Origin of the sequence: Variovorax sucrosi (genome assembly GCF_051216635.1) — a bacterium.
GTDB lineage: Bacteria > Pseudomonadota > Gammaproteobacteria > Burkholderiales > Burkholderiaceae_C > Variovorax.
Genome location: NZ_JBPJZU010000006.1, coordinates 337,751 through 349,709, shown reverse-complemented (window position 1 = coordinate 349,709; position 11,959 = coordinate 337,751). Strand labels below are relative to the sequence as shown.

The following is an 11,959-nucleotide window of genomic DNA, read 5'->3' as shown; positions in this document are numbered from 1 at the left end:
CGGCGGGGTAACACAAGTGATCACCATGGTTTGGTCAAGCCGCTGCCAGTTGCCTTCGGACCTTGTCAACGCAGACCAACATGTCGGCCCGCCGCACTCCTTGACCTCGCGTTCCAGGTCCTTGACCCGCTGTACTTCTCCGCTGGTGACGCCTTCGCTCGCACCACCATCGACTTCAACGGGCTTGACACATTCCAACTGGGTCTGCCACGCACCTGATCTTCGGCGCAATCGGTTCCACTGCTGCCCAAAAGAGGAGGCTGCCCTCCGAGCTGCACCACCCTCACCACTCTCTAGTGGACCTCGGGTGAGAATTCACTCGACATCTTCATGGCTCAATCCTCTCAGAATATTGAGCTTCTTCCAAAACCGTGGCGGTTCAATCGTCTGTTTCGTCGTAGCTGATCGTTTCACTTAAAGCGAAAATTTCCGGAGAGATAGGTGAACTTCGCTCTTCCAGAACGTGCCCCACCAAGCCCGCGCATCGGCCGACGACGGAGACCGAGCGCATCGCCTCCACCGGAAAATCGATCTCGTGCAGGATGGCGCCCAAGGCGCCAGTGGCATTCAGTACGATCTGCTTGCCGGCGTCGGCATCGATCTCCTCGCTGAGGATCTTCAGCAGGGAAATGTAGTCGCCCTTGACCCCTGCCGACAGCGCCACCTCGAACAGGCGTGCAGCACGCGGGTCGACGCCCTTGTAGTTCGGATGACCGAAGCCGGGAATCCGCCGTCTCGTTTCGCGAGACTTGGAAACCACAGTTTTGGCCCATTCACGCTTGTCGCCTTCAGCAGCCATCCCCTCGCTAAGCACCCGCCCTGTGCCTACCATCGTGCCAGCAAACTTGTTGCCGACCATCAACGCACCCGCAGCCAGCGGTATCTGGATGTCGTCCGGATTGGAGTCGGCGACGATACGGGCAACCAGCGCGCTGGGGGTCAGGCCATGATCCATTAGAACGAGCAGTGCTGCATCCAATACCTTGCGCTGCGTCTTGGTCGGCATACGCCCGGTAACGACCAGATAGAACCCGTCGGTGAAGGAGACTTCGCCAACGAGTTCGGTCAATGTGTCTTTGCCGCGCACGCGCAGACGTGCCGTGTCGTTCGGGTGGCTGCCGATGCGAGTCTTCGTCATAAATATGTTCCTCTTGAAGTATGCTGATAGCCCTGGCACTCAGCCCCCGGACCGGATTTTTGCAATCAAGTCTTCCGAGTACCCCAACTCACCGAATACGTCGACGGAGTGCTCGCCGAGGTCGGGGGCCGGCTGCAACGGTTGGTCGTCACGCTGCCCGTCGTAGAGAACCGGCCTTCGGATCATTTTCTGAGGCCCATGAACGGGATGCGCGACTTCTGTGAACGTACCAAGATGTTTGACCTGAACGTCGTCCATGACTTCGGGCAGTGTGAGTACCGGTGCGTGCGGGACATCGTGCTCAACCAGCCGGGCTAACCAGTACGCCCTCGGTTGCGTACGGGAAGTGCCGTTTAGTTCGGCGGCGAGTGCTTCGTAGTTGTCCAGCCGCTGCGCGCGTTCTGCAAAACGCGGGTCATTTGCCAAGTCCTCTCGGTCCAACGCCTTAAGCAAGCCTGTCCAGAATTTCGCCGGAGACGACATGTGCACAGCTACCAGCGAGTCGTCCGCACAGCGCAGGGCATAAGATTGCGACGCGCGCACGCGCATCAACGGATCTGGCCGAACGCCCGCCATGTTGAAGTTGGCGAATGGGTCGCTTATGAATGCCATCGTCGACTCCAGCATGTTCAACTGGAGCGTGCGTGCCTTGCCAGTCCGCTCTCGCTCATAGAGCGCCCCCAGGATGCCGTAGCTGGCGTACATGCCCGTCAGATTGTCTGCGACCGAGGGGCCGGTGATCTGCGCATCGGCACCGAGGAACAAGCTGGAGATGCCGCTCAGTGCCTGTCCCACCGCGTCGTAGGCTGGCCGATCGGCATAAGGACCCGATTCACCAAACCCAGTGATCGAGCATACGATCAAACGCGGGTTGACCTCCCGCAGCCTGTCGATGCCAAGGCCCAGCCGCTCCATGACACCTGAGCGGAAGTTCACGATGAGTGCATCCGCACTCTCGATCAACTTCAGGAACGCTTCTTTCCCGAGCGCGCCTTTCAAATTCAGGGTGACGCCCTTTTTGTTGCGGTTGTAAGTCGCAAAGTACGGGCTGTAGGTGCCGCCGCGAAACGCGCGAAACGGATCGCCGTCTTGTGGGTTCTCTACCTTGATCACGTCGGCCCCAAGATCCGCGAGCAACGTACCGGCCAGTGGCCCCGTGATCATCGCGGTGAGCTCCACGATCCGAACCCCGGTCAAGGGCGAGGTTGAATGCTTGTCCATCTTTCTTCCCAGTTCATTGCGTCGTAATGATCTGAATGCTACGATGCATCACACAACTAGCTTTGTCAACAAATCTTTCATCATGGACCTGCTATCGACGAACGTCTCGATCCCGATTGGATCGGCCCACATGGATGCGTACTTCACCAGGCCTTCCAAGGCGAAGGGATCGATCGTTCTGATCCAGGAGATATTCGGTGTGACCCCCGCGATGCGCGCAATCGCCGATGAGTTCGCGACCGAGGGATACGCTGTCATCGTCCCGGACATTTACTGGCGTCTGTCGCGCAATCTGAACCTCGGCAACGGTGAAGATGCGCAAGAGCGGCAAGCGGCAGTGGACTACTCCTTGCAATACGACGAGGTCACAGGCGTGTTGGACCTTGTCGCCAGTGCGGACTGGTTGCAGGCTGAGCAGCAGTCCAAGGAACGAGCGATCGCCGTTGGCTTTTGCCTTGGCGGACGAATGGCGGTACGAATGGCCGCAGCAACGAAGCTGTCGGGCATGGTGTCGATGTACGGCGTCGGTCTGAACAAGCTGGATGCACTGATGCGCGAGATCACATGTCCTGTCCAATTGCACTTCGGCACGAACGACAACCATAACCCTCTCGACGTGATCGAGGAAGTGGCCAAGGCAGTGCGGGCGCGGAGCAATGAACACGACGAGTTCTTCACGTACGAAAACGCAGAGCATGCTTTCTACAACAGGTTTCGACTCGACCGCTTCAACGAAGCCGCCCATGGGTTGGCAAAGCAAAGGGCACTTCGGTTTGCGGCCGAGCGATTCGGTGGCCCAGCGCAAAGCAATTGAAGACAGGCCATGGTTGCACCCTTAACAATCGCCCGCGGAAGCCTCAACGGCAAGACCGCCCTGCTCACCGGTGCCGCGCAAGGGATCGGACTGGCCATCGCTACTCGGCTGGCAGAAGCCGGCGCCAATCTCGTCTTGATTGACCTGGCCGAAGCCCAACTGGAAAGCGCAGCAGCGCAGCTTCGCGAGAAAGGTGCGCGCGTTCTTGCTAAAACGATGGATGTCGCAGACAGGCCAAGCGCGCAGGCTTTGCACGCCGAAGCCTCGCAAGCCTTCGGCGCCGTCGACATCCTCATCAACAACGCCGCGATCGGGCCTGAGCGCAATCACCCAGCCTACCTGGTCGCGAAGCCGAAGTTCTGGACGACGCAAGACGACCTCTGGCTGGACATGATGCGCGTGAACATCTTCGGCGCCCAACTCCTTGGCAGCATCTTCGCTCCCGACATGGTGCGCCGTGGTTGGGGTCGGATCATCAACGTGTCCACCAGCCTGGACACGATGTACCGCCAGGGTATCGGCCCCTACGGGCCGTGTAAGGCAGCGCTTGAAGCGTTGTCACGCATCATGTTCCAAGACCTGGAGGGTACAGGGGTCACCGTCAACGTGCTGCTGCCAGGTGGCCCGGTGAATTCGCGCATGGTTCCGGCAGACTGCGGCATCGCTGCCGAACAACTCATCCAGCCGGACGAGCTTGCCGAGCCTGTTCTGTGGTTGTGCTCCCGCGAAGCCGACGCGACCAGCGGACTGAGGTTCGTGGCGAGGCAATGGGATGAACGCACCAGCGTCGACGAGCGGCTCGCCAAGGCATCTGCCCCCATCGCCTGGCCACAGCTGGGTGCCCAGTCGCACATCCCCATCGGGATAACCTGAGTCGACCATCGGTTCAGCCTCTCGAAAAGCGAGTGCAGGGTCGGCGGCCGCTGCACTCACCAGCGATGTCAGAACGGGTACTGCCGCGCCGTCTTCTGCACCGAGATCCAGCGCTGTTCTGTGAACGCTTCGATAGCGCCAGCGCTACCCCACTTGCCGATCCATCCAGAGTGCTTCATGCCGCCGAACGGGCAATGGGGTTCGTCGTGCACGCACGAGTCGTTGATGTGCACCATCCCGGCCTGCACCCGCTTGGCCAGCTCTTGCCCATGGCTGGCGTCACCCGTGAGGATGGCGGCAGACAGGCCATAGTCCGTGTCGTTGGCGATGCGCAGGGCATCGTCTTCGTCGGACGCCCTGAACACCATGGTCACGGGACCGAACACTTCCTCTCGGTAGATGCGCATCTGCGGGGTGACACCGGTCAATACCGTGGGCAGGAAGAACGGACCCTGCCTTTCGCCACCAATCAGGACTGTGGCGCCCTCTGCCTTCGCCGACTGCACGAGATCGTGCATGCGGCCCAGTTGGCGATCGTTGATGATCGGGCCGATCACGGACGTCTCGGCCGACGGGTCCATGGGCTCGAACCCCTTGACCTTCGCCAGGAGCTTGGCGACGAACTGGTCGTACAGGTTGTCCGCCACGATGATCTTGTCGCAAGACATGCAGATCTGCCCCTGATGCAGGAACGCCGAGAAGAACGCGCAGTTGACCGCGTAGTCGACGTCCGCGTCGGACAGCACGATCACGGGGTTCTTGCCACCCATCTCCAGGATCACGCGCTTCAGGATCGCGGCGCATGCCTCGCCGATCTTGCGGCCCACGGCGGTCGAGCCGGTGAAGCTCATGCGGGCGATGCGCCGATCGTTGATCATCTTGTCGCCGACCGCGGCAGCGTGCTCGCGCGAGCATGAGACCACGTTGAGCACGCCAGCCGGGAATCCGGCGACTTCGAACAGTTCTGCCAACAACGCCCCTCCAGTGATGGGCGACTCTTCGGACGGTTTGACCACCGCCGTGTTGCCCAGCGCCACGGCGTAGATGAAGCCCCGCGCAGACAGGTAAAGCGGAGAATTCCAGGGCGAGATGACGCCCACCACGCCAGCGGCGCTGCGAACGATGTGGTTGATCTTTCCTTCGATGGTGGACGGGTAGCTTTCACCGAGCGGCCGGGACGTCAACGACGCAGCCTCTTGCAGGGCGGTAATTGTCAGGGCGCATTCCCAGATGGATTTGCCGCGGGTGGAGCCCGTCTCCTTGATCAGCGCCTCGACGAAGTAGTCTTGATGTTGTTCGATCAGGGCCGCGGCCTTGTAGAACAGCGCGGCGCGAGCCGAAGGCAGCAGCGCTTCCCATGCCGGCTGTGCAGCAGCTGCAGCTGCAATGGCAGCATCCATATCGTCCACCGTCCCGTCGGCGGCCTGGGCAAAAGGCTTGCGAGTCATCACCTCCAGGTCAACGAAGGTGCCTTTGTCGCTGGCCTCGCGCCACTGGCCATCGATGTACAGCGGCGACCAATTCTGCGTGGCCGTCTTGAACAGCGTGGAAGGCTTCTCGGCTTTCTGTACTGGTGCTAGCGTGCTCATGTCTGGGATCCTTGTGAGTGGTTTGAAAGTTGAGGTCGTTCGGGCCGCTCAGAACCGAAGAATCGGCTTGATGGTCTTGCCGGTTTCGCTGTCCGCCAACGCAAGGTTGATGTCCGCAAAATCGTAGAACGTGACCAGCTTGTCGAACGGGAACCGGCCTTGACGATGCAACTCGATCAACATCGGGATGAATTTCTGCGGCACGACATCGCCTTGAACGATGCCTTGGATGCGTTTGCCTGGGACCATGAGGCCGTTGACGTCGAAACTCGCCTCCGTACCCACGCGTGGTGCGCCCACGACGCCGCAGGTCCCCAGGGTCCCCAGGGCATCGATGGCTTGCCGAAGGACTTCAGGCCTGCCGCTGCTTTCCAGGGTGAACTGCACGCCGCCGCCCGTGATGTCCTGGATGGCCTTGACGGCATCCATCTCCCGACTGTTTACAACGTGCGTCGCGCCCAAGGCAAGAGCCAGTTCCAGTCGGCTGGGCGTGACATCCACGGCAATGATTGTCTTGGCGCCAGCCACCCGAGCCGCCATGATGGCGCTCAGGCCGACCGCGCCCGCTCCGAATGCCGCGAATGTGGCGCCAGGGGGCACCCGCATGGCACACAGCACGGCACCCGCGCCCGTCTGGATGCCGCAGCCCAGCGGGCCCAGCAATTCCAATGGCGCATCCTTGGCAACTTTGACGAGGTTGCGCTCGTTGGCGATCGCGTACGTGCCGAAGGACGACTGGCCGAAGAAGTGGGAATGCAGGGTTTCACCCTTGGGAGTTCGGATGGCGGTGCTGCCATCGAGCCGCCCCCCGCTGAAGTTCAGACCCATGAAGTCGCCGCAGTAGGTCGGATGGCCTTCTGCGCATCGCTCGCAATGACCGCACGAGTGGAAGCTGAGAACGACGTGGTCGCCAGGGGCAATGCGCGTCACGTTGGCGCCTACAGCTTCGACCACACCGGCCCCCTCGTGACCCAGCACAGAAGGCAAAGGTACCGGGTAATACTGGTCGCGCACGATGGCATCGGTATGGCACACCCCGGTCGCGACCAGCCTGACAACGACCTCGTCCGATCGCGGCGCCTCCAGTTGCGCATCTTCGATCGTGAAGGGTTGGCCCGGTCCCCGCGCGACAGCCACTTTGACGGCACGCGCTTCATTTCCTGACATGCTCATTTCTTCACCTTTTGTAGAACAATCAAAACGATCTGCTCGGCCCGTGCGTTTGCACAAGTCCAGCGCTATGCAGCCGGCCAGATGCGCGCAGGCACCGCAGGCGATGCGCTCCGATCAGGCGTGAGGCGTTCGTTCCGGTGCGGCGCAGCGAGTGCCGAGCCGGTCTGCGTGACAGTGGGGGCTTGGTCGCCTCCCGCAGCGGGGTCGCCATCCGATGCGCGCGGCTGCTTGTCGACAAGCGCGCGAAACGAGGCAGCGCGATAACAGGCCGTGCACATGCTCAGTCCGGCGTCATGGTGATGTGGATGGCGTCGCGCCCATCGGACACCTCTCGTCCCAGCGTGCGTACCGCCTCGGTGCCCTGATCCATCGTGAACGAGTGAGTGCAAAGCGGTCGCAATGCTTCGCCGGCATGCTTGACGATGTCGATCGCCAGCTCGGTGGATTCCCAGCCCGCGCTCAGCACGCCAACCAGCTGAATCTCACGCAGCACAGCCTTGTCGATTGGAAAGCCGTCAAGGGGCTTGTTCGCTTTCAGCCCCGCCAGCACGATCTTTCCGCCGCGCTTGACCATGTCCACGCCCTGGATGATGGGCGCCATCGAGCCGGCAGAGACGTCCAGGACCACGTCGGCCAGCCGTCCGCCGGTGATCTGGATCACGCGCTCAACCGGATCCTCGTTGTTCACGTCGATCACCGCGGTCGCGCCCAACTGGAGCGCCAGGTCAAGGCGCCCGCGGTCGGCAGACGTGCCTGTCACGATGATCTGGGACGCACCCGCTCTGCGTGCCGCCACGGCGGCCAGCAGGCCTCGCTGCCCGGGGCCTGCGATGACAACCGTCTTGCCCAGCGATGCGCCGCCGACTTCATAGACCCACCGAATGGCGTTCGACAGCGGATTGACCAACGTCATCAGGTCTGTCGCGACATCCACGGGCAACTTGTGCACCATTGTCTTCGGGTGGAGGTAGACGTGGCTGGCATACCCACCCCACAGCGACGGTTTGCTATGTATATGTTGGTAGAGACCGTATCCCAGGTCGGACTGGCACCTGGTGTACTCACCCGCAATGCAATCTTCACAGTGCCCGCAGGGAATGATGGGCTCGACGGCGACGCGATCGCCCTCCTTCACCCGCCATCGCTTGGCGGCGACTGGCCCAATGCGTTCGATGAAGCCCATGATCTCGTGGCCGGGCACGATCGGCATGCCCCCTCCCCAATCGCCCAGGTGACCGAGCCACTGCTCATAATCGGTGCCGCACAAGCCGCAGGCCTCAACGCGCAACACCGCATCGTCGTCACCGATATCAGGGATGGGAAATTCGCGAAGTTGAAGGTTTTTTGGCGACTCCAACACCAACGCCCGTGCACTGCTCATAGTCGTTTGACCAATCCACCCCGAGCATTGCTCTTCGGGCTGTGTACCGCAGTAAGGCCATTCGACGAAAACGTCAGCGCTTTTTCAATGGCGCGTTTGGCTTCTCGCAGTTCACGAGGAGAATTGACGGCCGCCACCGCCATCACCTCCCCTTCGCGCAGGAAGTAATCGATGAAACCATCGCCACGCACATTTGGTTTTCGGTATTGCTCAGCATCCGCGGGTACGATCCCCAACATCTGAAAATTGATGTCGAACTGGTCAGACCAGAACCATGGCATTTCCTTGGGGGCGACTCTGGCCCCCAGTAAAGCCTTGGCCGCTGCAATACCTTGATCCTGGGCGTTTTTCCAAGACTCGAGACGAATTCTTGCTGTTCCCCAAGGCTGGTCCGTTACGTCCCCGCAGGCATATATCCTGGTATCCGAAGTGCGGCAATGTTCATCAACGACGATACCGTTGCCGACTTCCAGCCCGCAGGCCCTGGCAAGCTCGTCATTTGGCACAGCGCCGATGCCAACCACTACCACTGTGGCGGGCAAAACCGACCCATCGTCGAGTTCGACGCCTTCGACAATTTCCGGTCCGATGATCCGTCTGACCCGCGCGTCAAGCATGACGTCCACGCCGTGTTCGCGATGCAGCGTCAGAAAATAGTCGCTGAGGGACGCAGGCAACGAACGCCCGCAAAGTTGGCGAGATGCCTCCAGCACGGTGACATGGGCGCCCCGTGCACGAAGGCCAGATGCGACCTCCAAGCCAATCCAGCCACCGCCGACGACGACTATTCGCGCATCCGGTCCCAGGCTGCCACGAATGGTCAAGCAGTCGTCGATGGTTCGAAGGTAGTGCACGCCCTTGAGCTCGCTACCTTCACAAGTGAGACGGCGCGGCCGCGAACCGGTCGCCAGCAATGCGCGATCGTAGCGAAACGACTTTCCGTCATTGCAAATGACGCTGCAGGCGTCGATGTCGATATGTGCGACATGTCGTCCGAGCTCGGTCTGTACGTCCAGCTCTGCAAATCGCTCCTGCGGCCACATCGTGCATACGTCCGGCGCCGCAAGACCCAGCAGGACCGCCTTCGACAACGGTGGGCGTTCATACGGAAGGTGGACCTCATCGCCGATCAGCGTGACAGAACCGGTGAACCCCTGATCTCGCAGCGTCTTTGCCGCCCAAGCGCCTGACTGCCCAGCCCCGACAATGACGATGTCGTTGATGTCATGGTCCACGTCAACCTCCTTTTTCACGTCCATCCTGACCGTCCAATCACGCGTCTCGTTCCATCAAAGGTCTACGAAGATGTTGCCCTCGACGACGGTGACCTGGTACGTCGCCAAATCAGACTCCGCCGGCGGACCGAGGCATTTGCCGGTTTTGATATTGAAGGTCGCTCCATGCAAAGGGCATTCGATCGTGTCCCCGTCCACGAAACCATCGGTCATGAGCGCATAGGCGTGCGGACAGACGTTGTCAGTCGCGTAGAACTGGTCGTCCACTCGGTAGATTGCGATCTTCTTGCCGAAGCCCTCGAAGGCAACAGGGGCGTCATGCGTGATCTTGGAGCAGGCGGAAATCAACTGAAGGGTCATATGGCAACGCGTCTGGACTAGGCGCTCGCGGACTGGGCGGCGCTGGTCGGCATCAATTCGCTTTGGTGGCGCTCCAAGAAGGCCCCCATCTCTCCGAGCTCAGAGACCACGTCGATCGGGACCGCCGAGTAAGCACTGCCATCCTGGATGGTTTCGCGGAAGTTCGCCAAGCTCTCTTCCGACTTGACGAAGTCAAGCAGGCGCCGGCGGCTGCGGACGATCGCGATATCGGAGGCCACCAGGAACTCCTTTTCACGGTCGACGATGCGCCCCTCGGTGTTTGCGAGCGCAAGCATTCCTTCCTGCATTGCACGATCCTGATCATTCAGCCCATGAATGCCCGAAGGGCTTGAGAGACTCGCCCCTTTGCGATCGATCTTGTAGTTGTTCCGTTTACTTCGCACGGGAACGAAGGTGTCGATGGTGCCGCCCGTGTTGAGTTCGAAGGGCTCGTAGGCACTGTCAGGAGGAAACGCCAGCCCCTTGCCAACGTAGTCCAGAAATGCCGGCGGCAAATCGCCTTTCAGGTAATAGTTGAAGTCCCAGGTGTAGGTGTTGTGGTCGTCGATCGGGATGAAGGCGCGCCCGCCGATGGGGAAGTCCGCGCTGGGGATCGAACTGAAGCAAGGCGCCATGAACTGCGAGATGCGCCAATAGAAGTTCTCATCGGCGTTGCGGCGCGCGATGCCGATGATGCCGACCGGTGTATCTTTGGCAAACAGCTTGGGTGTCAAGTCCAGCGCCGTGTAAGGGCGATGCACTGGCGAGGTCGCCATCGTGGCGGGATTGGTGTGAAGAATCGAAACGTGGGAGCTGTCCAGCTCGCCTTCCATGCCCTGGAGCCAGTTCGATTCCTGCACCCACACAGTCGCGTTGCGCTGCGACTTCGGCAGATCGATCCAAGGAAATTTCGGCATCGACGGCGGCTCCCCGCTGCCCATGAATACCCAAATGATGTCGGCCTGTTCTTGCGCCTTGTACGCGGTCAGTTTGACCTTCTTGCAGATCGACTTGTCCGATTCGTTCTGCATCTCCAGACAGTCGCCGGAGGCGTTGTAGAGCCAGCCGTGGTAGTTGCAGCGTATGCCCTCTTGTTCGACACGACCGTAGAACAAAGGCGCCAGGCGGTGCGCGCAATTGGCCTGGACAATGCCGACCTCACCTTTGCCGTTGCGAAATGCGACGAGCTCTTCACCCAGCAATTTCAGGCGAACAGGCGCGCCGCCCGGCTCCGGCAGTTGGGACGAGAGCAGCGCAGGCAGCCAGATCGCGCGAAAGAGTTCGCCCACCGGCGTGCCCTTGCTCACGTGGGACAGTACATCGAGTTTGTTGACCAGGGCCATGATTCGTCTCCTCTAATTGGGATCGGTTCAAAGGGAAAGAAAGCCGCCGTCGACGGGAAGGATGACGCCGGTCACAAACGACGCCAAGCTAGAGGCCAGGAAGACAGCGGGCCCCGACATTTCGTCGGCGCGACCGGCCCGCTTCATCGGGGTGTGTGACATGACAAAAGCCACACGCTCAGGGTTGGCCCGGGATACCGCGGTCTGCGGTGTGTCGATGAAGCCCGGGGCGATCGCGTTGACCCGTACACCGTGCGGGGCAAGATCCACAGCGAGCGACTTGGTCATCATCGCAACGCCGCCCTTGCTCGCGGCGTACGCTGTCGTGTAGTTCGGGGCTGCTGTGAACGACTGGATCGAGGCGAGATTTATGATGCTGCCTCGCGTGCGCTTGAGTGGCTCAAGAAATGCGGTGATCGCGTACATCATCCCGTCCAGGTTGACAGCCATGACCTCGCGCCAGATGCGGTGTTGGTCTTCTTGACCGAACTCACCGCGTCGGTGGATGCCGGCGTTGTTGACGAGGATCGAGGCGTCGCCGGCCAAGTCTTGAACACGGTCGGCTGCTTGCTGCGCTTGGCTCGGGTCGGAGACGTCCCAGCGCACAGGCCAGGCGCTCCCGCCGACGCGCGAGATGAGCGATACGGTTTCGTCCATGGTTTGCATGTTGACGTCCGCTACCACGACCCTGGCGCCCGCGGTTGCCAAGCCGATGGCGATCTCGCGCCCCATGCCCTGGCCCGCGCCGGTCACTACGGCCAGCTGGCCCTGCAGCAACGGGCTGCCGTTCATCTCGATCATTCTTTAGCTCCTGTTTCTATCAATCTCATGC

Annotated in this window: 11 protein-coding genes; 2 read left to right on the top strand and 9 right to left on the bottom strand. The window is 60.9% G+C overall.

The window, feature by feature from the left end; genetic code table 11:
- Positions 1-379: 379 nt before the first annotated feature.
- Both ACSFBE_RS14305 and ACSFBE_RS14300 read right to left on the bottom strand, forming a co-directional pair.
- Positions 380-1,138 carry a citryl-CoA lyase gene (locus tag ACSFBE_RS14305; protein ID WP_435491049.1) on the bottom strand — a complete coding sequence of 253 codons (759 nt, stop codon included), beginning with the start codon at positions 1,136-1,138 and terminating at the stop codon, positions 380-382.
- Between the two features lie 39 nt (positions 1,139-1,177).
- Positions 1,178-2,359, bottom strand: a complete 1,182-nt coding sequence (locus ACSFBE_RS14300; RefSeq protein ID WP_435491048.1) for a CaiB/BaiF CoA transferase family protein — start codon at positions 2,357-2,359, stop codon at positions 1,178-1,180.
- Positions 2,360-2,441: 82 nt separating this feature from the next.
- Here ACSFBE_RS14300 and ACSFBE_RS14295 point away from each other — a divergent pair, with 82 nt between their 5' ends.
- Together ACSFBE_RS14295 and ACSFBE_RS14290 are read left to right on the top strand one after the other, a co-directional pair.
- Positions 2,442-3,173 carry a dienelactone hydrolase family protein gene (locus ACSFBE_RS14295; protein ID WP_435491047.1) on the top strand — a complete coding sequence of 244 codons (732 nt, stop codon included), beginning with the start codon at positions 2,442-2,444 and terminating at the stop codon, positions 3,171-3,173.
- A gap of 9 nt (positions 3,174-3,182) precedes the next feature.
- Positions 3,183-4,046, top strand: coding sequence for an SDR family NAD(P)-dependent oxidoreductase (locus ACSFBE_RS14290; protein ID WP_435491046.1), 864 nt, complete (start codon positions 3,183-3,185; stop codon positions 4,044-4,046).
- Positions 4,047-4,114: 68 nt separating this feature from the next.
- Here ACSFBE_RS14290 and ACSFBE_RS14285 read toward each other — a convergent pair whose 3' ends face one another.
- From ACSFBE_RS14285 to ACSFBE_RS14255, 7 genes are all read right to left on the bottom strand, one after another.
- On the bottom strand, positions 4,115-5,635 hold the full coding sequence (locus ACSFBE_RS14285) for an aldehyde dehydrogenase family protein (protein WP_435491045.1): 1,521 nt from the start codon (positions 5,633-5,635) through the stop codon (positions 4,115-4,117).
- A 48-nt stretch (positions 5,636-5,683) separates the two neighbouring features.
- Positions 5,684-6,808: an NAD(P)-dependent alcohol dehydrogenase gene (locus ACSFBE_RS14280; RefSeq protein ID WP_435491044.1), complete on the bottom strand. Its 1,125-nt coding sequence runs from the start codon at positions 6,806-6,808 to the stop codon at positions 5,684-5,686.
- 280 nt (positions 6,809-7,088) lie between these two features.
- Positions 7,089-8,189 carry a zinc-dependent alcohol dehydrogenase gene (locus ACSFBE_RS14275; protein ID WP_435491043.1) on the bottom strand — a complete coding sequence of 367 codons (1,101 nt, stop codon included), beginning with the start codon at positions 8,187-8,189 and terminating at the stop codon, positions 7,089-7,091.
- Entirely contained in the window at positions 8,186-9,424 is a 1,239-nt protein-coding gene (locus ACSFBE_RS14270) for an NAD(P)/FAD-dependent oxidoreductase (protein ID WP_435491042.1), read from the bottom strand. Before ACSFBE_RS14270 ends, ACSFBE_RS14275 begins: the two co-directional genes overlap by 4 nt.
- Positions 9,425-9,478: 54 nt before the next feature.
- Positions 9,479-9,784, bottom strand: a complete 306-nt coding sequence (locus ACSFBE_RS14265) for a non-heme iron oxygenase ferredoxin subunit (protein ID WP_435491041.1) — start codon at positions 9,782-9,784, stop codon at positions 9,479-9,481.
- Between the two features lie 17 nt (positions 9,785-9,801).
- Positions 9,802-11,127: a Rieske 2Fe-2S domain-containing protein gene (locus tag ACSFBE_RS14260; RefSeq protein WP_435491040.1), complete on the bottom strand. Its 1,326-nt coding sequence runs from the start codon at positions 11,125-11,127 to the stop codon at positions 9,802-9,804.
- 27 nt (positions 11,128-11,154) lie between these two features.
- The gene (locus ACSFBE_RS14255; protein WP_435491039.1) at positions 11,155-11,928 is read right to left on the bottom strand and encodes an SDR family NAD(P)-dependent oxidoreductase; all 774 of its coding nucleotides are present in this window, start codon (positions 11,926-11,928) and stop codon (positions 11,155-11,157) included.
- Between the last annotated feature and the right edge of the window lie 31 nt (positions 11,929-11,959).

What these genes read in the sequence shown, in the direction of transcription:
- ACSFBE_RS14260 (WP_435491040.1), bottom strand. Translation starts at nt 11,127, where the DNA reads ATGGCCCTGGTCAACAAACTCGATGTACTGTCCCACGTGAGCAAGGGC.
- ACSFBE_RS14265 (WP_435491041.1), bottom strand. Translation starts at nt 9,784, where the DNA reads ATGACCCTTCAGTTGATTTCCGCCTGCTCCAAGATCACGCATGACGCC.
- ACSFBE_RS14255 (WP_435491039.1), bottom strand. Translation starts at nt 11,928, where the DNA reads ATGATCGAGATGAACGGCAGCCCGTTGCTGCAGGGCCAGCTGGCCGTA.
- ACSFBE_RS14280 (WP_435491044.1), bottom strand. Translation starts at nt 6,808, where the DNA reads ATGAGCATGTCAGGAAATGAAGCGCGTGCCGTCAAAGTGGCTGTCGCG.
- ACSFBE_RS14285 (WP_435491045.1), bottom strand. Translation starts at nt 5,635, where the DNA reads ATGAGCACGCTAGCACCAGTACAGAAAGCCGAGAAGCCTTCCACGCTG.
- ACSFBE_RS14305 (WP_435491049.1), bottom strand. Translation starts at nt 1,138, where the DNA reads ATGACGAAGACTCGCATCGGCAGCCACCCGAACGACACGGCACGTCTG.
- ACSFBE_RS14295 (WP_435491047.1), top strand. Translation starts at nt 2,442, where the DNA reads ATGGACCTGCTATCGACGAACGTCTCGATCCCGATTGGATCGGCCCAC.
- ACSFBE_RS14275 (WP_435491043.1), bottom strand. Translation starts at nt 8,189, where the DNA reads ATGAGCAGTGCACGGGCGTTGGTGTTGGAGTCGCCAAAAAACCTTCAA.
- ACSFBE_RS14290 (WP_435491046.1), top strand. Translation starts at nt 3,183, where the DNA reads ATGGTTGCACCCTTAACAATCGCCCGCGGAAGCCTCAACGGCAAGACC.
- ACSFBE_RS14300 (WP_435491048.1), bottom strand. Translation starts at nt 2,359, where the DNA reads ATGGACAAGCATTCAACCTCGCCCTTGACCGGGGTTCGGATCGTGGAG.